17 protein-coding genes and 1 pseudogene are annotated in these 23,682 nt (G+C 64.5%); 3 read left to right on the forward strand and 15 right to left on the reverse strand.

Features of this window, described 5'->3' with window-relative positions; genetic code table 11:
- Window positions 1-86 precede the first annotated feature (86 nt).
- The 3 genes from RM96_RS22735 to RM96_RS22745 are packed head-to-tail and all read right to left on the reverse strand — an operon-like array spanning window position 87 to window position 3,961.
- The gene (locus RM96_RS22735; RefSeq protein WP_052279672.1) at window positions 87-1,268 is read right to left on the reverse strand and encodes a CaiB/BaiF CoA transferase family protein; all 1,182 of its coding nucleotides are present in this window, start codon (window positions 1,266-1,268) and stop codon (window positions 87-89) included.
- Window positions 1,268-2,443: a mandelate racemase/muconate lactonizing enzyme family protein gene (locus tag RM96_RS22740; protein WP_039013886.1), complete on the reverse strand. Its 1,176-nt coding sequence runs from the start codon at window positions 2,441-2,443 to the stop codon at window positions 1,268-1,270. Before RM96_RS22740 ends, RM96_RS22735 begins: the two co-directional genes overlap by 1 nt.
- A 54-nt stretch (window positions 2,444-2,497) precedes the next feature.
- Window positions 2,498-3,961, reverse strand: a complete 1,464-nt coding sequence (locus tag RM96_RS22745; RefSeq protein ID WP_039013887.1) for a benzaldehyde dehydrogenase — start codon at window positions 3,959-3,961, stop codon at window positions 2,498-2,500.
- 274 nt (window positions 3,962-4,235) lie between these two features.
- Between RM96_RS22745 and RM96_RS22750 the strand changes: the two genes are divergently transcribed.
- The 3 genes from RM96_RS22750 (at window position 4,236) to RM96_RS22760 (ending at window position 7,479) form a co-directional block, all read left to right on the forward strand.
- Window positions 4,236-5,366: an acyl-CoA dehydrogenase family protein gene (locus RM96_RS22750; RefSeq protein ID WP_052279673.1), complete on the forward strand. Its 1,131-nt coding sequence runs from the start codon at window positions 4,236-4,238 to the stop codon at window positions 5,364-5,366.
- Window positions 5,367-5,486: 120 nt separating this feature from the next.
- A complete protein-coding gene (locus RM96_RS22755) occupies window positions 5,487-6,743 on the forward strand; it encodes a CaiB/BaiF CoA transferase family protein (protein WP_238587375.1) in 1,257 nt (418 codons plus the stop codon).
- A 7-nt stretch (window positions 6,744-6,750) separates the two neighbouring features.
- Window positions 6,751-7,479 carry a TetR/AcrR family transcriptional regulator gene (locus RM96_RS22760; protein ID WP_039013891.1) on the forward strand — a complete coding sequence of 243 codons (729 nt, stop codon included), beginning with the start codon at window positions 6,751-6,753 and terminating at the stop codon, window positions 7,477-7,479.
- Window positions 7,480-7,829: 350 nt separating this feature from the next.
- Here the strand turns inward: RM96_RS22760 and RM96_RS40925 are convergent.
- The 12 genes and pseudogenes from RM96_RS40925 to RM96_RS22825 form a co-directional block, all read right to left on the reverse strand.
- Window positions 7,830-9,420, reverse strand: a pseudogene (locus RM96_RS40925) (ISL3 family transposase); the annotation flags it as partial.
- A gap of 158 nt (window positions 9,421-9,578) precedes the next feature.
- A complete protein-coding gene (locus tag RM96_RS39465; RefSeq protein ID WP_193752508.1) occupies window positions 9,579-9,746 on the reverse strand; it encodes a hypothetical protein in 168 nt (55 codons plus the stop codon).
- 92 nt (window positions 9,747-9,838) lie between these two features.
- Window positions 9,839-10,942: a CaiB/BaiF CoA transferase family protein gene (locus RM96_RS22780; RefSeq protein WP_152624197.1), complete on the reverse strand. Its 1,104-nt coding sequence runs from the start codon at window positions 10,940-10,942 to the stop codon at window positions 9,839-9,841.
- Between the two features lie 594 nt (window positions 10,943-11,536).
- Window positions 11,537-13,093, reverse strand: coding sequence for a long-chain-fatty-acid--CoA ligase (locus RM96_RS22785; RefSeq protein WP_193752510.1), 1,557 nt, complete (start codon window positions 13,091-13,093; stop codon window positions 11,537-11,539).
- 91 nt (window positions 13,094-13,184) lie between these two features.
- On the reverse strand, window positions 13,185-13,970 hold the full coding sequence (locus RM96_RS22790; RefSeq protein WP_039013895.1) for an enoyl-CoA hydratase/isomerase family protein: 786 nt from the start codon (window positions 13,968-13,970) through the stop codon (window positions 13,185-13,187).
- A 20-nt stretch (window positions 13,971-13,990) separates the two neighbouring features.
- Window positions 13,991-14,770: an SDR family NAD(P)-dependent oxidoreductase gene (locus RM96_RS22795; protein ID WP_039013896.1), complete on the reverse strand. Its 780-nt coding sequence runs from the start codon at window positions 14,768-14,770 to the stop codon at window positions 13,991-13,993.
- A 13-nt stretch (window positions 14,771-14,783) separates the two neighbouring features.
- Window positions 14,784-16,034: a 3-hydroxyacyl-CoA dehydrogenase NAD-binding domain-containing protein gene (locus tag RM96_RS22800; protein ID WP_052279675.1), complete on the reverse strand. Its 1,251-nt coding sequence runs from the start codon at window positions 16,032-16,034 to the stop codon at window positions 14,784-14,786.
- 11 nt (window positions 16,035-16,045) lie between these two features.
- On the reverse strand, window positions 16,046-17,221 hold the full coding sequence (locus RM96_RS22805) for an acyl-CoA dehydrogenase family protein (RefSeq protein WP_039013897.1): 1,176 nt from the start codon (window positions 17,219-17,221) through the stop codon (window positions 16,046-16,048).
- A gap of 63 nt (window positions 17,222-17,284) precedes the next feature.
- The gene (locus RM96_RS22810) at window positions 17,285-18,442 is read right to left on the reverse strand and encodes an acyl-CoA dehydrogenase family protein (protein ID WP_039013898.1); all 1,158 of its coding nucleotides are present in this window, start codon (window positions 18,440-18,442) and stop codon (window positions 17,285-17,287) included.
- An 18-nt stretch (window positions 18,443-18,460) separates the two neighbouring features.
- On the reverse strand, window positions 18,461-20,617 hold the full coding sequence (locus RM96_RS22815) for a 3-hydroxyacyl-CoA dehydrogenase NAD-binding domain-containing protein (protein ID WP_039013899.1): 2,157 nt from the start codon (window positions 20,615-20,617) through the stop codon (window positions 18,461-18,463).
- Between the two features lie 9 nt (window positions 20,618-20,626).
- The gene (locus RM96_RS22820; protein WP_039013900.1) at window positions 20,627-21,832 is read right to left on the reverse strand and encodes an acetyl-CoA C-acetyltransferase; all 1,206 of its coding nucleotides are present in this window, start codon (window positions 21,830-21,832) and stop codon (window positions 20,627-20,629) included.
- 71 nt (window positions 21,833-21,903) lie between these two features.
- Window positions 21,904-23,682, reverse strand: coding sequence for an acyl-CoA dehydrogenase (locus tag RM96_RS22825; RefSeq protein WP_039013901.1), 1,779 nt, complete (start codon window positions 23,680-23,682; stop codon window positions 21,904-21,906).

Raw genomic sequence — 23,682 nt, forward strand, 5'->3', positions numbered from 1 at the left:
GTCAGACCTGCTGTACCTGGATGCCATGCCCTTTTTCATGAAGGCGCGCTTTTGTTTCGCATCCCAGTGCACGGCTACGGGAAAATTCAAGGCAGGCCTGGTATGCCGGCTTCGCTTGACGTCAACAATCGCTCCATCACTTCGCCGCCAAAGTCCAGCTCTTCCAGAAGGTTGCGCATGTCAGCCCCAGCGACGCCGACAGGCCGGCACGGCGCCGACGGCGTGCCGCTGAATCTGGGAGCCGGAGCGGGCTGGGTGATGCCGTTTATCCGGACGAACGTGCCGCGCGCCTCGTTATGGGGATGCTGTGCGGCCTCAGACAAGTCCAGGACAGGGGCAAAGCAGACATCGGTACCCTCGAGCAACTCGCACCATTGCTGACGTGTCTTTTGCCGGAAGACTTCGGCGACGCGCGCCTTCAATGCCGGCCATCGGCCGGCATCCCATTGGGCGTCGAAATCCGGGTCGGTGAGCCCGCATTTCTCGCGCAGCAACGCATAGAACTGGGGCTCCATGGACCCAATGGAGATGTACTTTCCGTCAGCGCACACGTAGACGTCGTAGAACGGCGCACCGCCATCGCCGTTATTCGTGCCGGCCTCTGCGTTCCATAATCCGCATGAGTGCCAGCCCTGGATCAGCGCCGTCAACAAGGCGGAGCCGTCGGTAATCGCCGCGTCCACGACCTGGCCTTCTCCCGTTGCTTGCGCATGCGAGACGGCGGCCATTACACCAAAGGCAAGCAGCATGCCGCCGCCGCCGAAGTCGCCTATCAGTCCGGGCGTTGGCACAGGGGCCTGGCCTCGTCGCGCCGTGGAGTGCAACGCTCCGGTCAGCGCAATGTAGTTGATGTCGTGGCCTGCTGCCTGCGCCAGCGGTCCGTTCTGCCCCCAGCCGGTGACCCGGCCGTAGACCAGACTTGGACGACGTTGCAGGCACACATCCGGCCCGAGACCCAGGGACTCCATGACACCGGGCCTGAAGCCCTCGATCAGGATGTCGGCACGCTCGACCAGCCGCAACGCAACCTCTCTGGCCTCGGGCTGCTTGAGGTCCAGCGCGATCGATTCACGTCCGCGCGACAGCACGTCGCTGTCGCGGGCCGTTAGCGTGGCCATGCCCTCGGCCTTGCCACTGCGCCTGGCCGGACGGTCGATACGGATGACGCGAGCGCCCTGATCCGCCAACATCATGCCCGCGAAAGGGGCTGGACCGAGGCCAGCGAATTCCACCACCGTAAGGTGGGACAAAGGACCAGCGCGTTCCATCACAACACCACCGTACGACCTTCCTTGCCAGCCGTCTTGTTGGCTTCAAGGAATGCTTCATTGAGTTCGATGCCGAAGCCAGGGCCTTCGTTGGGATAGCACATGCCGGCTTCGAAGCGAGGAATGTTCAAGGCAATGTCGGTGCCTTGCTCGATGTTCTTGCTCTCCATCGTGCCGTGGATCAACAGCGGCCCAATGGATTCGTTCAGACCTTGCGACGCCCATTCGTTGGCCGTCCACAAATGCGCGGAGGGACTGTGCTCCAGGCCGGAACCAATCATGCAGCCGCAGTGAACAGGTAATCCGGCCAGGCGTGCCAAGGTGAGCCAGCGCTGCGACTTGACCAGGCCGCCGGCCTTCTGGAGCTTGATAAACAGCCCGTCCGATGCGCGGCGGTCGATGATTTCCTTCAGGTGATGCAATTCCTGTGCGGACTCGTCCGCGTAGATCGGCGTCTGGACTTGCGCCCGCAAGCGGGCCATGCCTTCGATGTCCCAGTAGGGCAGCGGCTGCTCGATCAGGTCCAGGCCGGCGGAGTCGATCTTGCGGATGATGTGCAAAGCCTTCTCGTAGCTCCAGAAACCGTTTGCATCGATGGTCAGGTAGGCATCGGCGCCGACTGTATCGCGCACGGCGTGCACCATGTCGATGTCGTCCTGCAATGAGCCGTAGCCGATCTTCATCTTGAACAGAGCAAAGCCGATCTTCTTCGCCTGTGCAGCCTCCGCAGCTACGTCTTCCGGCTTGCCGGCCGAGAGCACCCAGCCCTGGCGCGCCGCTTCGATCGTGCGACCGCCCAGCAGTTCGTACACGGGAACGCCGAGCAGCTTACCCTTGAGGTCGTGCAGCGCGAAATCAACGGTCGCCTTGGCCTGATTGTTGTCGCGCACCAGCAAGTCCATCTTGCCGACAATCTTCTCGATATTGCGCGGGTCTTCGCCAAGCAGGACACGCGGCGCGATCACATTGGCGATCATGCCAATGATCGATTCCTGGAGTTCGCCGCGGTACCACGACGAGGTGTCGCCGGAGTCGGCGTATCCGACGGTGCCGTCGTCGGTGGTGATCTTCAACACCACGCTGTCGATGGAGGTGATGCGCGTGTTCGGCATGATCACGGGCTTCTTCAGCGGCGTTGATACTGGCAGGCATTCAACCTTGACGATTCTGGTCATGTCATTACTCGATTGGAAGTTGTTGCGGGCTTGAAAACGGTATGTGCGGATCGCTCACAGGGGATATGCCGGCGCGGTGCTGCGCACCGTGGTCCACTGCCACTGCGTGAATTCGTCCCAGTTGGCGGGGCCGCCATGCCTTGACCCATTACCCGAGGCGCCCCGGCCACCCATCGGCATGGTGCCGTCGTCGTTTACGGTCTGGTCATTGACATGCACCAGGCCTGCGTTGATCTGTTCCGCGATCGCCATGCCGCGCCCGACGTCCCGCGTATAGATTCCGGCGGAAAGCCCATATTCGCTGTCATTAGCGAGTGCAATGGCTTCCGCGTCGCTATCGAATGCGGAAATCGAGACTACCGGCCCGAAGATTTCCTCGCGAAACGCCGGCATGTCAGGCGTGACACCCGCGAGCACGGTGGCCGGATAGAACTGGCCGTCAGGGCTGCCACCTGCCAGCAGCCTTGCGCCCATGCTGACCGACGCTTTCACGATGCGATCCACGCGCTGCACCTGCTGCGGCGTGATGATCGGGCCCAGTGCCACCGGTTGTGTGTGCGGATTGCCCACCGGCAACGTCCTGGCCTTTTCCGCCATGCGCTGTGTGTAGTCGGCGACCAGGCTTTTGTGCACGAGATGCCGGCCGGCACTCATGCAGATCTGGCCCTGATGCAGCCACGATGCCCACGCACCGCCACAGACCGCCAGGTCGAGATCGGCATCGTCCAAGATGATCAGAGCGTTCTTGCCGCCGAGTTCAAGCGCGGCCTTCTTCAGGTTCTTTCCGGCGAGTTCGCCCACGCGACGCCCAACCGCTGTCGATCCTGTGAAGGAGATCATCGCCACGTCGGGGTCCGTCACCAGGGCCTCGCCCGCCTCGGCATCGCCAGGCAGCATATGGAGCACGCCCTTGGGCAGGCCTGCGCCATCCAGCAGCAGCGCCAATAGGACCCCGCCGCTGACGGGCGTTCTCGGATCGGGCTTAAGCACCACGGCATTGCCCGTGGCCAACGCCGGCAACGCGGATCGGCTCGACAGCAGAAACGGGAAATTGAACGGCGAAATCACTCCGACCACACCGTGTGGCACACGGCGGGCGATGCTGGTGCAACCTTCCGCGCTAGGCAGAACCAGCCCTTTCGGTTGGGTCAGCATGGCAGCCGCCTCGTGCAGGTGGTGCAGGACGGAATCGATTTCGAACATGGCCTTGGGTGGAATTCCGCCGGTCTCACGGACGATCCAGGACGCAAATTCGTCCCGGCTGGATTCCAGCAGCGCCGCTGCCTTGCGAAACACCTTGGCGCGCTCGCCATAGGGCATGCCCACCCAACTTTTCTGAGCCTGCCTGGCCTGCGCCGCGCTGGTACGCATATCGCTGGCGGTGGCACGCCCCACTCGACCAAGCGGTTGACCCGTTGCGGGTTCGGTGACGACTATTGGTTCGCCGGACAAGGACCGCCACTCACCTGTGAATGCCTTGCCTGACCAATCGGCATCCGAAAGTACGCTTTTCGTCATTTATCTCCATCTCCTAAGGCTGTGTGCTGGCGTCTTTGCGCCCAACTCAACACTCTGCACCGCTGACACCGTGTGACGTCTTGCGCTGCCGCGTCCTGAAGTTCAGGCCAATGTATCGCCGTTCCATTTTTTAGTCAACCAACTGGTTGGTTGACAAATAGTTTTTGCATGACCAGAATGGGCCGGTACAAGCAATGCCCGCTACGCGAACGCCATTGCTACGATCAACAACCCGGAGATGAATGTGACACCGACGTCCTACCGCTCGCCCTGGATGACTGACGAGCTCGACATGCTGCGCGACACCGCGCGACGGTTTTTTGCCGAAGAGGTGGCCCCCAAGGCCGACAGATTCCGCGCCCAGCACCACATCGACCGCGATGTATGGGAAAAGGCCGGAGAATTGGGTCTGCTGTGCATGAGCATCCCCGAAGAATATGGCGGTCAAGGTGCTACGTTCGCGCATGAGGTCGTGGTGATGGAGGAGCAAGCGCGCATTTGCGATACCACCTTCGGCTTCATCCCGGGCGCGTTGAATGGCCCCGCCTTCTTCCATGGCACGGCTACGCACGAGCAACTGCTCAAGTGGATGCCCGACATTGCGTCGGGCAGGAAGATGCTGTGCGTCTGCATTACGGAGCCCGACGCCGGCACTGACGTCAAGGCGATGCGCACCACCGCTCGCCGGGAAGGCGACGAGTATGTGCTCAACGGCAACAAGATCTTTATCACCCTGGGGCAGCAGGCCGATCTGGCGCTCGTGGCCGCCCGGACAGGCGAGCCCGGCTCAGGTGCGAAGGGCATCTCGCTGTTCATGGTCGAAACCGCCAAGACCCCCGGCTTCAAGGTCAGCAAGGTTCTGCAGAAGATCGGTCAGAACGCTCTGAACACCGCGGAAATCTTCCTCGAGGATGCACGCGTGCCGGCCGAGAACCTGATCGGCGGCGTCGAAGGCAGAGGCTTCTTCCAGCTCATGGACGTGTTCACGCGCGAGCGCCTGTCCATTGGGGTAGTGGGCATCACATGTGCCGAGCGCGCAATCGAACTGGCCGTCGATCACGCCAAGAACCGCAAAATGCTCGGCCAGACGCTGTGGGATTTCCAGAACACAAAGTTCACACTGGCTGAATGCGCCACCGAGGCCCGCATCGGCCGCGTCTTCATCGATAGCATCATCAACGACCTGGTGGACGGCAAGCCCCTGCAAGCCAACGACGCCTTGATGGCGAAGTGGTGGGGCTCCGAAAAGCAGTGCCAGATCATCGATCGCTGCTTGCAACTGTTCGGTGGCTACGGCTACATCTGCGAATACCCGATCGCCCAGCTGTATATGGATGCCCGCGTGGCCAGAATCTATGGCGGCTCGAACGAGACGCTGAAGGATCTGATCGCACGCACCATGTGAACGCGGGTCCTTGCTGCGGGACACCAGCCTTTCCCGTGGCACCGAGGGAACGTCAACGGCAACGCGCCGCCTCGAACTGAAAACGCCATACAATGCAAAGCTATAATATCAACCAACCGGTTGGCTGATATTTTCGAAGTGAGAGTCATGACAAAACATTCGACAGGTTCGCTCAAGGGTCTCCGCGTTCTGGATCTGACACACGCGCTGGCAGGCCCTTTCTGCTCGCAGGTATTGGCCGATCATGGGGCCGACGTCATCAAGATCGAACCGATCGAAGGTGACTTTTTCCGCCGCATCGGACCCTTCCGCGACGATGACACCAAGCGCCATTTCGGCGGCCTGTTTCAGTCGTGCAATCGCAACAAGCGCTCGATTGCCGTCAACTTGAAGGATCCCGATGGCCAGGCCTTGGTACGGGAACTCATAAAGGGCGCGGATGCCCTCGTGGAAAACTACCGCGCCGGCGTGCTGGACAAGCTGAACCTCGGCTATGAGGCGCTGAAGGCAGTCAAGCCGAGCCTGGTCTACACCTCCGTGCGCGGCTTTGGCGACAAGGCCGGCGGACAAAGCCCGTATATGATGTGGCCCGCCTTCGATATCGTCGCGCAAGCCATGGGTGGATGGATGGGCATCACCGGCGAGGACGCGGATCATCCTTACAAAGTCGGCGGCGGCGTTGGCGATACCGTGCCCGGCCTGTTTGCGGCGTTTGGCACCATGGCTGCCCTGTGGCATGCGCGCGCGACCGGTGAGGGCCAGTATGTCGACATTGCCATGACCGACAGCGTACTCGCGATGTCGGAACTCGTAGTTTCGCAATATAGCTACCGGGGCATATCGCCGGTTCCGGTCGGCAACGGCATTCCCGGGCTTGCGCCGTTTGGCACCATCAAAGTCAAGGACGGCGTGATCGCCATCGCGGCGCCGCACGATGTGCAATGGGCAGAACTGTGCCGGCTGATCGGCATGCCTGAACTAATCACCGACGCTCGCTTCAATAGCGAGGGCGCCCGATGGGAAAACAATGCCGCCTTGCTCGAGGCGATCGAAACTTTCACCCGCACCAGGACCAAGGGCGAGCTACGTATACTGTTCGGTGGCCGCGTGCCATTCAGCCCTATCTACACGGCTCAGGATATCTTCGAGGATCCGCATTTTTCGGCACGCCAGATGCTGCCAGAAGTGGAGCAACCGGGCAGCGCCCGCCCCGTTGCCGTACCGGGCATTCCCGTCAAGCTTTCCGCGACGCCCGGTGCGGTACGTCACCGCGCGCCGCTGCTGGGCGAGCACACGCGGGAAATTCTTGCTGAGTTCGACATGCAAGCACCGAAGATCAAGGCCTTGCTCGAAGCCGGTACGATCTTTGCGGCATAATCTCGCCATGCCATCCCTGACACAAGATCTCCCTGAAGTCCAGAACGAGCCGGATGCCAAGGCGGAACGCGCGCAAGCCCGTGCGCGCGCCCCGGCAAAGACGAGCCGAAGAAAGCAGTCTGAAGCGCGTCACGAGGACAAGCGCACGGCAATCCTGCGCACGGCGGCTCAGCAGTTTGCATCGAACGGCTACGAAGCCACGTCGCTTGACATGATTGCCGACGTGCTGGGCATGCATAAGGCCACGCTGTATCACTACGTGGATAATAAGGAGAGCATTCTCTATCAGTGCCTGCTCAAGTCCTTCGGCGACCTGGATACGATTATCGAGAAGATGGAGGACCGGACCATCCCGGTACTCGAGCGCCTGCGCATATTTGCCCGCAGCCTTGCCCTCGCGCAGAACAATGACTACGGGCGTTGCCTTGTTCTGGTTGGATCGCGTCCGCTCGACATGATGCCAGGCGGCGAGATCCGTAAGTTCCAGCGGCGCCTCGACACCACCGTGCGGGGGTTGGTAGTCCAGGGAATCGCGGACGGCACCATCAAACCTTGTCATCCTGGCCTGGTGTCGGCCATGCTGTTCGGCTCGCTGAACTGGGTCCCGCGCTGGTTCGACAACCGTGGCAAGCTGACCCTCGAACAAGTGGTCGATGCCTTCCTCGACATGCTCATCTCGGGCATCGCCAACATCCCGGCAGCGGCAGGTACTGGCATGCAATCCCCGACCTCGTGAGAACGTCGTTTCGGTATGCGGGTCATGCCGAGACGATGTGGATACACCCCGACCAGCGAACCCATCGGCGAGCCGCCACCCATGGCCACCATAGCCTTCACGACACTGCGCGCTTATGTGCATCAGGAAGTCACCTCGGCTGACCGAAGCATATGAAAAGGCCGCCCCCCGTCATATTCTTAAAAGGAGATATCAGACTTTCCTTGGGGGAGGTATCGCTGATACCCAAACCAGGGCACGGCTGGCGACTGGGGTCTGCGTGCCCTCGATGGTTGCAGGCGAAGCTTGGCGATTAATTGCATTTTGAGTTCGGCGTAACGGCTTCGCCTGGATATGTGGGGCGCCCCCCACTCGATGTTCGCGCGGCCATACATCTGGCGCTTGAGGAACTTGAGCCGGTTGACGTGACCCTCGGTCTGGCCGTTGCTCCATGGCAGCTTGAAGGCCGCCCGCACAGCCGGTAAGTCGGCGCGCAGGCTTTGCGCGAAACTACGCATTTCCGCAGCGTCGCAGCGCGACAGACGCCTCAATCATCGATCGAACTGCCTCGGACTTCGCCGGTGCATGAGCCCGAGAAACTCCCGCGCGAGGCTGCGGACCTCGCCCACCACGGGTTCGATCTTGCACAGCGCCCTGCACGAAGCGCTCGTGGTCCGCACTCCTGGGCTCCTCGACGGCGAGCTTCCTCCATCCGACAAGCCATCCGAACACGCGCCGGGCCGACGGGCACGGCATCGTGCGCACGGGTGCCTGGACAAGCGACACCTTGCCCTGCGGAAAGAGGAGGCGGACCACGCAATGCTGCACGGAGGCGCGACTGCCCGTATAGCCTCGCTGCTTGAGTTCTTGCCAGATCAGTTCAGGAAAGCGACATCCCTGGGCAATTCGTTCCTCAAATTAGCTGCGATGGGGATCCAAAGGCGTCGGACCCCGCGCCTTGGGTGCGCGCTCGGGGAAGGCCCCCGCGGTGACGAACTTGCGCACGGTTCGAGGGTTGATTGAGAGCTCGCGCCCGATTCCTTTCATCGTGCCGCCCAGGGAGCGTAGCGCCATCACCCTTTCGTACAGCGCGAGCCGCGTGGCGCGTCGCTGATCGCTCAGGCGCTGCCATGACCGCAGTGAGGAGCGGCTCGGCAACCCCTGCCGGCACAGGGTCACGCCACCGACCTCGACTAGCTGCGCGGCTTGGCACAGTTGCGGCCCGAGTCGGTACAGCAGCCCCTCGACGTTGTCGCGCAGGTTGCACAGCAGATGCCAGCGATCGGAGACTTGCTTGGCTGCCGGCAGCGCAATGTCGACCGCCTCGGAGTAGGCCCCGGCCCGATCCCTGGCGACGATCTCGATCGATGGGTGCGCACGCATCCACGCGGCCACCGCAGTTGCTTCCCTACCGGCGAACACTTCGATCGGCTCACGTCGCTCCAGGTCGACGATGATCGTTCCGTACTGGTGACCGCGCGCGATCGCCCAGTCATCGATGCCGACGACCCGCGGTCGTGTTTTGCGCTTGCGCCCAGGAGCTCTTCGCAACTCCCGCAGCACGGTGTCGGCACTGGTGCGCAAGCCCAAGGCGTTGGCAAGCCGGGCCGCCGCCTCACCACCGAGGGCGTGACCCAGCGCGTGCAACGCCCGAGCCTGCGATCGCGTTCGACGTTGATGCCGACCGGCCAAGGCGTGGATGTTCTCGGCAAACGTACGACGGGGGCAGCCGGCGTTCGCGCACTTGAAGCGACGCACCTCAACGGCGAGAACGACCCGCTGCCCGAGCATCGGTCGTTCTTCCAGCCTGTGCACATAGCTGCCGTGGCGTCGGTTACTCCAACAACGGCAAGCAGGACAAGGTGCCGCACGAACCGTACTGCGGGCTTTGACCGTGATGGTTTCCCCTCGCGCGTCGCTGGATACGACGCGCTTACCCACACGGGTGAGAATACGATCGATCCCACCGAGAAGTTAGCTCATGGTAACGATTAACGTAGGGCCAGATCGGCCCGAAATCAAGCCCTCGACGCGGCTGTCACACAAAGTGCGGGAGAGCTAGGATTACTTCGTTCTACGATAATGGCGACCTATCCGAATAGCCGTAGATCCGTACCCGGCTACAGGGCACTGACGGTACGCCCATTCCTCATTCGCTCCCAGATTTCATGAGCCTCCTCGCGCAACAGCCAATCAGGAACCCTTTCGGCAACGGGATATTTGCCGCCCACCGCAAAATCCACTTCTGCGATGAGCTCGCAGTCTTCGTCCAGGCGAATCGTCAGCACAGGGAATATCCGGGGCGCAGGTGGCAACTCGACCTTGCGGACAGACAGTACATCGCCCATGCCGAAGTACATAATCAGCCCGGCAACCCCGCTTAGGCTCGCTTCCAGACCTGTCCGGCTTGCAGTGCGGCCAGCACCGAATCAGTATGCTCGCCCCTCAGGGGCACCGGCCCTGGCTCGCACAATTGGCCGTCGAAGCGCGGCGCAGGCGACGCCTGCAACTCGCCGTCACGCTCGAAGTAGACGCCGCGCGCGAGGTTATGCGGATGCCTAGCCGCCTCTTGGGGGCTCAACACCGGACCGAAACAGGCGTCAGTCCCTTCAAGCACTCTGCACCATTCGGCACGCGTACGGCCAGCGAAGATATCGGCAAAGTGGCGGCGCATCTCCGGCCAGCGCTCCCTGTCCCACTGGCGGGCAAACTGCGGTACGTCTTCCAGGCCGAGTTTTTCGAGCAGCAACGCATAAAACTGCGGTTCGATGGCACCCACCGTGATGAACTGGCCATCCGCGCAGCGATAAGTCGCGTAGAAATGCGAGCTGTCGTGCACGTTCTCGCCGCGCGCGCCAACCACCAGGCCGGCCTTGCGGGTAGACAGGAGCAGCGACATCAGGTGTGCGGAACCGTCCACGATCGCCGCGTCCACCACCGTGCCCCGCCCGGTTTCGCGGGCCTTAAGGATGCCGGCCAGGATCCCCACCGCCAGGTAGAGCGCGCCGCCACCTATATCGCCAATGGCGGTAATGGCCGCAGACGGCGGTTCGACGGGGGAGCCATTGTAGTAAAGCGCGCCGGACAGGGAAATGTAGTTGTTGTCATGGCCCGCCGACTGGGCCATCGGTCCAGACTGGCCCCAGCCGGTCATGCGCCCATAGACCAGGCGGGGGTTGCATGCCAGCAGTTCGTCCGGACCCAGCCGCAAGCGCTCCATTACGCCGGGCCGCATGCCTTCGATCAGCACATCGGCATCCTCCACCAGTTTCAAGACCAGCTCCCGACCCACGTCGGTCTTCAGGTCTGCTACCACTGAGCGCTTGCCGCGGTTCAGTACGAAGCCTTCGGCGGGCTTGTCGCTGCTTGCGGCATCGCCTCGCTCGACGGCGATCACATCGGCGCCGAGATCGGCCAGATGCATGGCGCAGAACGGACCAGGTCCGATCCCACAGATTTCCACAACCCTGATACCTGAGAGCATGATGATTTCAGTCTCCATTTCCTGTTATTCCGGACCGACGGGCCAGCTAGCGCCCGTTCTTCCGCTTTCTCACAATGAGCGCACGACCAGCTCCCGACGGATTTCATTAGCGCCACCGTAGGTAGATGCGTTGCGCGCGCGCGCCGACATATGCTCGCAATGGGTGTTCCAGCAAGTATCCGTATCCGCCAAGAATCCGCACGCACCTGTCGATCACCTCTCACTGCCACTCGGTCAGCCGGACTTGCCTATCGAAGCCAGAGCCCGACTCGAGCGTGCCATTGATCCACACGCCAACGAACGGCCGGGCCATTGACGGCCGTGACAAGGCTGGGAAAAGTGCGCCGATCCTCGATGGGCCGACTCGATAGGGTTTCCATCGCCTCAAGGGCCCGCTGGCTTACGCAGCGCGCCAGGACAGAGGGAAGCAGGATGCTCGCCACATGGTTTCGGCATATCCAAGAACTCATGGAGGACAAGGCTAAGATCACGGAAAGGTGGCTTATATGCGCTCATTCTGTATGAATGGGAGATAGTTGAAATCGCCGGCTTGGATTGAAGCCTAGCCAACCGTGCTGCCGTCAGCGCTGATCCTCAGCCTATTTGCCTCGCGCGTCCTTCCCAGAACGGCTTCCGCAATTCGATCTTAAGGACCTTCCCGGCTCCGGAAAGCGGCAGTGCGTCGCGAAACTCGATACTCCGTGGACTCTTGTAGCCCGCGATCTCGGCCTTGCAGTGCGCTATAAGCTCCGTCTCGCTGACGGACTCGCACGGCTTACACACGACCACTGCGTGGACCGACTCGCCCCACTTCTCGTTCGGGATGCCAATCACGGCACAGGCTGACACAGCGGGATGCTTCGCTAGCGTATTCTCCACCTCGGCCGAATAGACGTTTTCACCACCGGTGACGATCATGTCCTTGACGCGATCGACGATGTAGAGGAAGCCGTCATCGTCCATCCATGCTGCGTCGCCGGTATGCATCCAGCCATCGCGCACGGCGATGGCGGATTGCTCGGGGTTGTTCCAGTAACCGGCCATGACGGTCGGGCCGCGCACGGTCACCTCCCCTACGGTGCCGCGCGGCACCTCCCTCCCGTCGCCGTCGACGATACGCACCTCCGCCACCGGCACCGGCAGACCCGCTGAACGTAGCTTGCCGGCCTCACGCCCGTGCCCGGCGTGGCACCACGCTGGCAGGCAACTGACCACAGGCGACAGTTCCGTCATGCCATACAACTGCGCGAAACGCGCCTGGGGCATGGCCGCGAGGGCTCGGTCGAGCAGCGGGCTGTCGATCGGCGCCGCCCCATAGAGCACCAGCGACAGGCTCGACAGGTCGTGCGCACCGAACTCCGGAGCGTCGAGCAGACGCTGGATCATGGTCGGCACGAGGAAGATCTCGCTGCCCCGCTCTTCCGAGATGGCTCGAAGCACCGCCGCCTCATCGAAGCCCGGCAGGATGACCTGCTTGCACAGCCGCAACATCAGTTGCAACGTGAGGCCGATGCCGCCCACGTGGAACATCGGCGCTGCCTGGATGCCGACCGCGCGCTCGGGGCGGGTGGCTGCCGCCACGGCGGCGAGCGCGTCGATCGCAAGGTTGGCGTGGGTCAGCATCACGCCCTTCGGCGTGCCCGTGGTGCCGCCGGTATACAGGATCGCCGCCAAGTCAGCGCCGCCCCGCTGTGCGTCTCTGACCGGCTCCGTCTCGGCGAGCAGCCACTCGTAGCCAAGCATGCCGGACGGCACTGGACCGTCGCCCACATGGATCAGCGTTTGCAGCGACTTCGATAGCGCGCGCAGATCCCTGGCGATCCTCGCGAAGGCATCGTCGACCAGGAGGATGCGAGTGCCGCAATCGTCCAGCGACCACACCATCTCGCGCGCCGTCCAGCGGACGTTGACGGGGTTCACCACGCCCCCGCCCCACCACGCGCCATACAGGTACTCGACATAGCGATCAGAATTCTGCGCGAGCATGCCGACGCGGTCGCCGGGACGCATGCCGAGGCGCTGCAACGCGGCGGCCAGTCGCGCAACGCGGTCGCAAAGAACCGCGAACGTGGAACGCCGTTGCCCCGAGACCAGCGCCTCCGCCTGCGGGCACTGGCGCAGGGCCTTGTGCAGGGGCTGGGTCAGGGACATGCCGATGCCGGCTGGCTCAATCCTGGAAGCCATGTGTGTCGATCCTTTGATCCGCATTGAAGTCATATCGCGCGGCAGGCGCCGAGCCCGCTCACCGCCCCAGGAATACGCCCGGCCGCCGCTCCGCAAAGGCGGCACATCCCTCGCGGAAATCGGCGGAGGCGGCCAGCAAGGACTGCGTATCCGCCTCCCACGCGAGCATGGTGTCAAGCGACATCGGTACGCGCGAGAGCACTGCCTTGGTGGTGGCAATCGTCGCCGGGGGCGCCTTGGCCAGCCGCAAGGCCCGTTCCCGCGCCTGTTCCAAGACCTGCCCCGGCTCGGTCAGTACGTCGACCAGTCCGAGTACCCTGGCCTGTGTGCCGGGAATTGGATCGCACAGCATCAGGATTTCACGCGCCACGCCCATACTCACACGCTGAGGCAGCGACCACAGCAGTCCATAGTCCGGCGTCAGCCCGAGACGGCCGAAGGCTGCGCAAAAGGTGGCATTGGGGTCGGCGAACACGAAGTCCGACGCCATCGCGAGCGAAAAGCCCGCCCCAAACGCAGCACCCTGCACGGCAGCCACCACGGGCAGGCGGCCGCCGATCATTGTGCGCACCACCTGCTGGCCGATCTGCATGTTGCGGCGCATAACGAGGCCCGGGGCATCCAGTCCGCCCACGTCGCCGCCGGAGCAGAAATGCGCGCCGCCGGTGAGCAGCACGGCGCGGCAGGCGTCGTTGTCCTGCAGGGCGGCCAGCGCACGGGCGAGTCCTTCGTAGAGTTCAGGTGTCAGCGCGTTGCGCTTTGACGGCACGTGCATGGTCAGCGTGGCCACGCCATCGGCCAGTTCAACCTTCAGGGCGGGGGAGTCCAGTTCCTCGATCAGCATGTTTTCTTCTCCTGTCACCGTCAGAGGCCGCTCGCTAGATGCCCGCCATCGACGGCCAGCACCGCCCCCGTCATGTAGGCCCCGGCCTCCGATGCGAGGAGCCAGAGCGGACCGAGCAGGTCGTCCGGCGTGCCGAAGCGGCGTTGCGGCACGCGGCCCATCAGCTTCTGGCCGGCATCGCTGGCGAGGAACGCCTCGTTCAACTCGGTGCTGATGTATCCGGGCGCCAGCGCATTCACGCGGATGCGGTGCTGCGCCAGCTCCAGCGCCAGAGATCGCGTCAGATGGATCAGCCCGGCTTTCGAGGCACAGTACGGCGCCACGCCGCCCGCCACCCGTACCCCGGTGATCGACGCGACATTGACAATGGAACCCGGCCTTCCGGCGGCGACCATGCGGCGCGCAGCCTCCGTCGCCACGAGCCAGGCACCCTTCAGGTTGGTGTCGATCGCCGCGTCCCAAGTGTGCTCGTCGTGCTCCAGCAGCGGACGGGTCACCGCGACACCCGCGTTGTTCAGGATCAGATCGACGGTGCCGATCTCCGACTCCATCGCGTCGAACGCTTCGCGCACGCTGTGCGCATGCGTGACGTCCATTTCGACAGCCAGTGCCCGTCCGCCGGCATCCCCGATCTTGCCGACCAGGGCCGTCAGCCGGTCGAGACGCCGCGCCCCGACCGCGACCGTCGCCCCGCGAGCCGCGAGGAACCGGGCGAAATGCCGCCCGAGTCCGCTTGAGGCGCCGGTTACCAGCGCCACTCGCCCTTGCAGCGAGAACTGTTCGTCGAACTCCCTGCTCACCCTTGTCTCCCCGTTATTCGAAGTAGCGGCCATTTCGTTCGGCCAGTAAGACCATGCCGGCGGTCGGCCTGTACAGGTCGCCCAACTCCGCCAGGCGCTCGCAAGCCGCCAGCACCTCCCGGGCACCGAGCGCGTCGGCATGGTGCAGTGCACCGCCAATCTGGCGCGGGAAGCCGAGCCCGAGGACCAGGCTCATGTCAATGTCCGCAGCGGACGCCGCAACCCCTGACTCAAGGCAATGTGCCGCCTCAATTACCATCGGCAGCATCATTCGGGCGACAATTTCCTCCACGTCCATGGCGCGGGTCCCACCGGGCTGGATCATGGCAAGGAGCGCATGGGTGTCGTCCGCCGGCGACTTCACCGGCCTGCCCTTGTCATCCCGGACATAACGGTAGAAGCCGACCCCGCTCTTCTGCCCCAGCCGGCCAGCTCGCGCCATCAGCGCGACCGCATGCTCGCCGTCGATCTTCAGGCGCGACGCGTAGCCTTTGCCGATGACTTCGATGACATGCGACGCCGTGTCCATCCCCACCACGTCCTGCAGATATGCCGGCCCCATTGGCCAGCCGTATGCCTCCATCGCCTCGTCGATGGCGACGAAGTCGACGCCGTCCCGCACCAGGCGCAGAAACGCCAGGATATAGGCGGTCAGGATGCGATTGACGAGGAATCCCGGACAATCGGCCACGACTACCGGCGTCTTGCCCAAGCGGCGCGCGTAGTCGACTACGGTGGCGACAGCCGCCGCCGAGGTTCGCTCCCCCCGAATCACCTCCACCAACGGCATGGACGGCACCGGGTTGAAGAAGTGCATCCCGACAAAGTTCTCCGGCCGCTTTAGGTTCGCCGCCAAATCGGTGATCGACAGCGACGAAGTATTCGAGGCCAGGACGGCATGCGCCGGCACCAGTGCCTCCACCTCGGCCAGGACACCACGCTTGATGCCGAGGCTCTCGACCACGGCTTCCACCACGACATCGACCGTCCCGAAGCCGCCGTAGTCGAGCGTCGGGACGATGGACGACAGCACGGCCTGTGCCGCCTCGCCGGTCATCTTCCCGCCGCTGACTTGCTTGCCCAGCAGTCGGCCAGCCTCACGCATGCCCAAGTCGAGCGACGCGGCAGTGATATCCTTCATCACGACCGGCGTGCCGCGCAACGCGCTCTGGTAGGCGATCCCGCCGCCCATGATGCCAGCGCCGAGCACGGCCGCACGGCGCACCGTAGAGGCTGCCGCCTCCTGCCCGTTCTCTTTCCACATCTTTTCGCTCCTTACTCTGAACCGCCGCCGGCATGGCGGAGAATCTGTTTCGCAATGCTCCAGCGATGCACTTCCGAAGGACCGTCGTAGATCCGGAATGCGCGCATGTCGGAGAAGATCCGCGCCACGATCGTCTCGTGCGTTACGCCTTGCCCGCCGAGAATCTGCACGCAGCGGTCCACCACGCGCCACTCGGCCTCAGAGCAGATCACCTTGGCCAGGCTGGATTCGTGGCGTCCCTTCCCGCCCTGGTCGAGTACCCAGGCGCAATGCCAGATCGTCAGGCGGGCCGTATGCAGGTCCATCTCGTTGTCGGCCAGCATGAAGCCCACGCCCTCGTGGCTGCCGAGCGGCTTGCCGAACGCGTGGCGACGCGCGGCGTAGTCCGAGGCAATGTCGTGCGCGCGGCGCGCCTGCCCCAGCCAGCGCATGCAGTGTGTCAGCCTTGCCGGCGCGAGGCGGATTTGCGCGTAGCGAAAGCCTTGCCCGACCTCGCCCAGCACGTCGGTGGCGGGAATCCGCAGGTTCTCGAAGCGAATCACGCCGTGACCGCCTGTAAAGCACGCATCCAGCGCGTCCATCGTCCGCTCGTGGATAAAGCCGGGGCGGTCCGTGTCGCAGAGGAACATGGTGGCGCGGCCGTCCTCCATGCGCGCCATGATGATCGCGTACGAGGCGCCGTCCGCGCCGGTGATGAACCACTTGCTGCCGTTGATCACGTAGCCGTCGCCATCGCGCACGGCCGTCGTCTGGAGCATGGCGGGATCGGAGCCCGCCCCCGGGTCCGGTTCCGTCATGCAGAAGCACGAGCGGATCTTTCCCTCGATTTGCGGCTGCAGCCAGCGCGCCTTCTGCGACGGGGTCGCGACGGCTTCCATCAGGTGAATGTTGCCCTCGTCCGGCGCCGCGATGTTGAGCGCCGTGGGGCCGAGAGTAGAGTAGCCCGCCTCCTCGAACACAATCGCCTTGGCCAGGTGCGACAGCCCCAACCCGCCCGACTCGACCGAAGCATGGGGCGTCAGCAGGCCGGCATCGCGTGCCCTGGCAACGAGTTCAAGGCGCAGCGATTCACTTGGCCCGTGGGCCGTCTGCCGGGGATCGCGCTCCAGCGGAATCACCTGCTCGGCAATGAAGCGCCGCGTACGCAACTGCAGCGCCTTCAGATCATCGGAGATTTCGAAATTCATGTCAGATCTCCAGAGCAGTCAGGTCCCGACCATCGACCATCGACCATCCAGGTTGGGCGATCGTCATGCCTTCTTCCTATCGTCCAGGCCAAGGCTGCGCCCGATGATTTCCTTCATGATCTCGTTCGCGCCGGCGAAGATGCGCGAGACCCGTGCGTCGGTGTACATCCTGGCGATCCGGTACTCCTCCATGTAGCCGGCGCCGCCGTGCAACTGCACGCAGGCGTCGATCACACGGTTCTCAAGTTCGGTCGCCAGCAGCTTCGCCTCCGACGCGACCACCGCCGTCAGTTCGCCGGCATTGGCCTCCATCACGCAGTGGTCGACGAACGCCTGCGCCGCGTCAAGCTGCGCGCGCATGGTGGCCATCTCGAAGCGCACGTGCTGGAACGTGCCGACCGGCTTGCCGAACGCCATCCGTTGCCTGACGTAGTCGAGCGTCAGGTCGAACGCCACCTGCGCATGCGCGATCGAGCCGATGGCGACTTGCAGGCGCTCCTCGGCCAGCAGCTCCGACATGTAAAAGAAGCCCCTGGCCGGATCGCCGAGCACGTTCTCCTTCGGGATCCTGACGTTGTCAAAGAAGAGTTCCGCCGTGTCCTGCGCATGCAGCCCGATCTTCTTCAGCTTCCGCCCTCGCGTGAAGCCGGGCATGCCGGCCTCGACGACGAACAGGCCGATGGCGTGCCGGCTCCCGGGGTCAGTGCGGGCGGCAACGATGACGAGGTCCGCCTGCGTCCCGTTGGAGATATAGGTCTTCGCACCATTGAGCAGCCAGTGGTCGCCCATGTCCTTTGCGCTGGACTTCATGCCCGCGAGGTCGCTGCCGGCATCCGGTTCCGTCATGGCGATGGCGAGGATCTTCTCCCCCCGAATGGCCGGTGGCAGGAAGCGCGCCTTCTGCGCCTCCGATGCGAATGCGCCCAGGTACGGCGCGACCACGCGCGAGTGCAGGTTGATGTAGAAGCCAATGTCGCCGTGGCGGACGTTCTCCTCGTACAGGACCTGCTCGTAGCGCAGGTCCTTCAGGCCCGGCCCGCCATAGGCCTCCGGCGCCCACATCAGCAGGTAGCCCTGTTCGCCGGCCTTGAGGAAGGCGCTGCGGTCCACGAAGCCCTGTTCGCGCCAGCGCGCGGTATGCGGGCCGATTTCTCCCTGGAAGAAGCGGGCCACACTGTCGCGGAAGGCATGGTGATCCGGCTCAAAATGCGTGCGTCTCATGGCGTTCCTCGCAAGGGCTTACTGCACGGGACGGGGGTGGAACCTGTCGTTCGCGCCGGCGCGGCGCCGCAGCCAACCGGAAGGACGGAAGCGCGCGCCGTGCCGGTCGGCCAGCCGGTCGCATTCGGCGACGAATGCTTCAAGGCCCATCGTCTCGATCAGCGACAGCGTGCCCCCTGTCCACGACGGAAAGCCGATGCCGAGCACGGCGCCGATGTCGGCGTCAGCCGCGCTCGTCACGACACCCTCTTCCACGCAGCGCGCGGCTTCGAGCGCCTGGATGCAGAGCAGGCGGCTCCTGACGTCTTCCACGCTCGGCTGGACGACCTGCACCGGATAGAGATCGGACAGCCCGGTCCACAGGCGCTTTCTGCCGTCGTCCGGATAGCTGTAAAAGCCCTTCCCGGCCTTGCGCCCCAGGCGGCCCAGGGTGTTGAACTTCTCGATGACGGGTTGCGCATGCTGCCGCAACGAGGACGCCGGCAGGCCATCGGCGACGGCCTGGTCGATTACGCGCTTCTGCAAGTCGAGTGACACTTCGTCGGTGACGGCAAGTGGGCCGGTTGACATGCCCGCCTGCTTAGCCGCGTTCTCGATCAGCGCCGGCGCGATGCCTTCGGCCAGCATCGCCATGCCTTCGTCGATATAGGCGCAGAACACCCGGCTGGTGTAGAAGCCCGGGCTGTCGTTGACGACGATCGGCGTCTTACGCAGTTGCCGGACGAAATCGAGCGCGTGCGCGAGCGTTGCAGGTGCCGTTTCCTTGCCGACGATGACCTCGACGAGCGGCATCCGGTCGACCGGCGAAAAGAAGTGGATGCCGATGAACTGCGCCGGCCGGGCGCTTTCGCTTGCCAGTCCGGTGATCGGCAGCGTCGACGTATTGCTCGCAAAGACCGCGGACGGCGACAGTACCGCCTCCGCCTTGCGGATGACATCGGCCTTCACTTCCCGCTGTTCGAAGACGGCCTCGACAACCAGATCGCAGCCGTCCAGCAACGCGAAAGCGTCGGTTGCCCGGATGCGTGCGGCGATCTCTTCCGCAGAGACATCGGTGAGGCGGCCCTTCGTCACCTCCCTGGCCAGCAGTCCGGTGCAACGGGCCTTGCCCTTCTCGGCGGCAGCCAGGTCCACATCGAGCAGCACGACCTCGATGCCCGCCACGGCGGCTGCATGTGCGATGCCGCTGCCCATCATGCCAGCGCCGACCACGCCGAGCTTGCACACGGGCTTCGGGGGAATCCCGGCGGGCCGCGCCGCACCCTTCTCGGCCGCCAGCTTGTTGACGAATAGCGTGCGCATCAGGTTTCTCGCCACGGGGCCGGAGAGCAGGGTGGCGAAGTAGTTCACCTCGACGCGAAGCGCGGCATCAATCGGCAGTTGCGTGCCTTCGTAGACGCAAGACAGGATGGCCGCAGGCGCGGGGTAGTTGCCGCTGTGCCGGCCATGCGAGGCCGCCACGCCCACGCCGAACGTCGTCATCGCGTGCGGCGCCAACGGGCCGGCGCCGCCGGGTACGCGGAAGCCCTTGACGTCCCACGGCTGGCAAGCGCCGGGATTGGCGAGGACCCACGCGCGGGCCGTAGCGTAGAGCTGATCCGCCGGGACGACGGCATCCACCATACCGATCCGCAGGGCCTCCGCCGGTTTGACGTGGCCGCCCTCCAGCAGCAGCGGCATGGCGCGCTCGATGCCGATCAGCCGGGGCAGGCGCTGCGTCCCGCCGCCGCCCGGCAGCAGTCCGACCGTGACCTCCGGCAGGCCGACCACCGCCCTGGGATCATCCACCAGCACGCGATAGTGACAAGCCAGGCATAGCTCATAGCCACCGCCTAGCGCCACGCCGTTGATGGCGGCGGCGACGGGCTTGCCGCAGGTCTCCAGGTCGCGCAGGATCTTCGACGCTTGCAGCACCGAATCGCGCGCCATCTCCGCCGTGACGTTGCGGTCGTATGCCGTGACGAAGTCCTTCAGGTCCGCGCCGGCAACGAAGCCGCCGCGCTTGCCGGACGTGATGACCGCGCCGCGAATTCCGCCCTGCTGGCGCACGCGCTGCACAACCTCGGCCAGGTCCGCGACCAGATCTGGCACGAAAACATTCATCGGGCGATCGGGCACGTTGATGCTGACGCGCGCGACGCCTTCGGCGTCGACTTCGAAATCAATGGTATTCATGGTGATGGCTCAGATGCGTTCGATAATGGTGACCGTGGCCTGGCCCGCGGCCGCGCACAGCGTGACGAGGCCGGTGGTCAGGTCGCGGCGTTCCAGTTCGTCGAGCAGCGTGCCCAGTAGGATCGCGCCCGTTGCCCCCAGCGGATGGCCGAGCGCGATCGCTCCGCCATTCACGTTGACGCGGTCGTGGGGAATGTCGAAGGTCTTCATGTAGGCCATCGGCACGACGGCGAAGGCTTCGTTGATCTCGAACAGGTCGATGTCCGCGATGCCCATGCCCAGCCGGTCCAGCAGCTTCGATGTGGCCGGCATGGGCCCACCGAGGCTCAGCAGCGGCTCCGACGCGGCCGATACATAGCCGCGAATCCGCGCGCGGGGCCTGATCCCACTGTGCTCGCCGAACTCGCGCGTGCCCAGCAGCACCACGCAAGCGCCGTCGACGATCCCGCTGGAATTGCCGCTGGTATGGATATGCTCGATCGCCTCGACGTGCGGATAGCACTGCTGCACGACGGCGTTGTAGCCCGCCTCGCCCAAGCTGGTGAAGGACGGCTTGAGCCGGGCGAGGTCTTCGATCGTCGTGCCCGGACGCACGGCCTCGTCCCGCGCGAGAACGGACTCGCCCAGCAGGTCGCGCACCGCGACGAGCGATCGTTCGAAATAGCCGGATGCGCGCGCGTGCGCGGCGCGTCGCTGGCTTTCGACGGCAAACGCATCCACGTCGCTGCGGGAGAAGCCCCATAACGTTGCCATCAGGTCTGCCGCGACGCCGTTCGGGATATAGGGATAGCGATGGCCGATCCGGGGGTCTGTATAGTTGGCGCCGCCGTCGGACCCCATCGCCACCCGTGACATCGACTCCACGCCGCCGCCGACCACCGCCTGCGCCTGTCCGGCACGGATCAGGCTCACGCCCTGATTGACGGCATCCAGCGCAGAGGTACAGAAGCGGTTCACCTGATAGCCGGGCAGGTGTTCGCCATACCCCGCATTGAGGATGGCCGCGCGCGTCATGTCCGCGCCCTGCTCCCCGACAGGCGTGACGATACCCAGTCCCACATCCTCCAGCTCGCGGGTATCAAGCCGGGTGCGCGTCTTCAGCGCCGCAAGCACCTGGCTGGCCAGTTCCACCGGCGTGATGGCATGCAGCGCGCCGTCCGCACGCCCACGGCCGCGTGGCGTGCGGACGTGATCATAAATATAGGCTTCAGTCATGGTGATCTCGATGAGTACGTGAGTACGCGGCGCGGGTGTTCGTCCCGTTCACGGGACGGACGCGGGCGCCCTTAGAAAAAGAGGATGGCGTCGTCCCGCACCGCGAAGTCGCCATCACAGGCACGGATGGCGGCCAGGCATGCGTCGGCTTCGGGCAGGAGGCGGTTGAAATAGAAAGCCGCGACGGCGTGTCGGGCCTGGAAAAAGGGATCTCCCGCAACGGCCCGCGCGGCGCACGTGGCAGCGGAACGGGCGAAGAGGTAGGCGAAGGCCAGATGGCCGATGATGCGCAAATAGTCCGTGGCCACCGCGCCGACCAGATGGGGATCGCTTGCCACGCATGCGGAAAGCTCCCGGCTCAACACCTCGACGTCCGCCGCGAGGCTGCCGAGCCTTTGTCTCATGGACGCGGGCGCCGTTTGCGCGCCGGGCGATGCCAGCCACACGGCGATCAGGTCGAGGAATACACGCAAGCGGCGCCCGTCGTCGGCAATGACCTTGCGGCCCAGCAGGTCGATGGCCTGGATGCCGTTGGAGCCTTCATAGATCTGCATGATGCGCGCGTCGCGCACAAGCTGTTCGACGCCGGTCTCGACCATGTAGCCGTAGCCGCCATGCACCTGTATGGCGAGGTTGGCGCAGGCCGATGCATTGTCCGTCAGGAATGCCTTGGCGACTGGCGTGAGCAGCGCCACCAGGTCTTCGGCGCGCTGACGGGCGTGCGGGTCCTCGTGGTGCGCTTCCACGTCGAGCTGAAGCCCGAGCCAGTATGCGAGCATGCGCCCGCCTTCCACCCACGCCTTCTGCGTGAGCAGCATCCGGCGGACTTCCGCGTGGGCGATGATCGGTGCGGCTTCAGTGGCAATGTTCGCGGCCCTGCCCTGCCGACGCTGGCGCGCGTAGTCGATGGCCGCCTGGCTGGCCGCTTCCGCGATGCCAACGGCCTGCACCCCAACGCCAAGCCGGGCGGCGTTCATCATCACGAAAGCATTCGAGAGACCGCAGTGGGGCGCTCCGACCAGCCAGCCGACCGCGCCGTCGAACTGCATCGCGCAGGTGGCGCTGCCGCAAATGCCCATCTTGTGCTCGATGCCAGTGACGCGGACGGCATTGCGCACACCGGGCCGTCCGACCGCATCAGGGATGAACTTCGGCACGACGAACAGCGACACCCCGCGGCTTCCCGCCGGCGCACCGGGCAGGCGTGCGAGGACCAGATGGACGATGTTCTCCGCGAGGTCATGGTCCCCGCCGGAAATGAATAGCTTGGCACCACTGAGCCGCCACGCGCCGTGGCCCTCCGCTTCGGCGCGGCAGCGCACCGTGCCAAGATCCGAGCCGCTCTGCGGTTCGGTCAGGCACATCGTCGCGGTCCACTCGCCCGACACCAGTTTCGGCAGATAGAGCCGGCGCAACGCCTCGCTGCCGTAGTGGCGCAGCGTGTGATACGCGCCATGCGCCAGCGCCGGATACATGCTCCACGCGGGACAGGTGGCGTTCAGGAACTCGTAGAGAACATTGTTCAGCAGCGACGGCAAGGCCTGCCCGCCATCTTCCGCGCGGCAGGCCAGGGCCGGCCAGCCTTGCTCGACGAAGGCGCGATATGCCGCTGCGTAGCCGTGAGGCGTCCGGACTTCACCGGCTTCGAGCACGCATCCTTCGCGGTCGCCGCGCGCGTTCAACGGCGCGACAACATCCTCGGCGTAGCGCGCCGCCGCGCCAATGACCTGCTCGCAAGTGTCCGCGCCGAGCCCGCGATAGGCCGGCAGGCCGGATAGCTCGCGGTCCACATCAAGCAGTTCGCGAAGGATGAATCGAATCTCGCCCAGGGGCGCGACGAAGGAGCGCAT

This window comes from Cupriavidus sp. IDO, from assembly GCF_000812465.1.
In the GTDB taxonomy this organism is placed as follows: domain Bacteria; phylum Pseudomonadota; class Gammaproteobacteria; order Burkholderiales; family Burkholderiaceae; genus Cupriavidus.

Bases quoted from the DNA above. Each gene is read 5' to 3' on its own strand.
- RM96_RS22810 (WP_039013898.1), bottom strand. From the start codon at position 18,442: ATGAGACGCACGCATTTTGAGCCGGATCACCATGCCTTCCGCGACAGT.
- RM96_RS22780 (WP_152624197.1), bottom strand. From the start codon at position 10,942: ATGCTCTCAGGTATCAGGGTTGTGGAAATCTGTGGGATCGGACCTGGT.
- RM96_RS22815 (WP_039013899.1), bottom strand. From the start codon at position 20,617: ATGAATACCATTGATTTCGAAGTCGACGCCGAAGGCGTCGCGCGCGTC.
- RM96_RS22785 (WP_193752510.1), bottom strand. From the start codon at position 13,093: ATGTCCCTGACCCAGCCCCTGCACAAGGCCCTGCGCCAGTGCCCGCAG.
- RM96_RS22735 (WP_052279672.1), bottom strand. From the start codon at position 1,268: ATGGAACGCGCTGGTCCTTTGTCCCACCTTACGGTGGTGGAATTCGCT.
- RM96_RS22790 (WP_039013895.1), bottom strand. From the start codon at position 13,970: ATGCTGATCGAGGAACTGGACTCCCCCGCCCTGAAGGTTGAACTGGCC.
- RM96_RS22825 (WP_039013901.1), bottom strand. From the start codon at position 23,682: ATGCGCTCCTTCGTCGCGCCCCTGGGCGAGATTCGATTCATCCTTCGC.
- RM96_RS22740 (WP_039013886.1), bottom strand. From the start codon at position 2,443: ATGACCAGAATCGTCAAGGTTGAATGCCTGCCAGTATCAACGCCGCTG.
- RM96_RS22800 (WP_052279675.1), bottom strand. From the start codon at position 16,034: ATGTGGAAAGAGAACGGGCAGGAGGCGGCAGCCTCTACGGTGCGCCGT.
- RM96_RS22805 (WP_039013897.1), bottom strand. From the start codon at position 17,221: ATGAATTTCGAAATCTCCGATGATCTGAAGGCGCTGCAGTTGCGTACG.
- RM96_RS22820 (WP_039013900.1), bottom strand. From the start codon at position 21,832: ATGACTGAAGCCTATATTTATGATCACGTCCGCACGCCACGCGGCCGT.
- RM96_RS22750 (WP_052279673.1), top strand. From the start codon at position 4,236: ATGACTGACGAGCTCGACATGCTGCGCGACACCGCGCGACGGTTTTTT.
- RM96_RS22760 (WP_039013891.1), top strand. From the start codon at position 6,751: ATGCCATCCCTGACACAAGATCTCCCTGAAGTCCAGAACGAGCCGGAT.
- RM96_RS22745 (WP_039013887.1), bottom strand. From the start codon at position 3,961: ATGACGAAAAGCGTACTTTCGGATGCCGATTGGTCAGGCAAGGCATTC.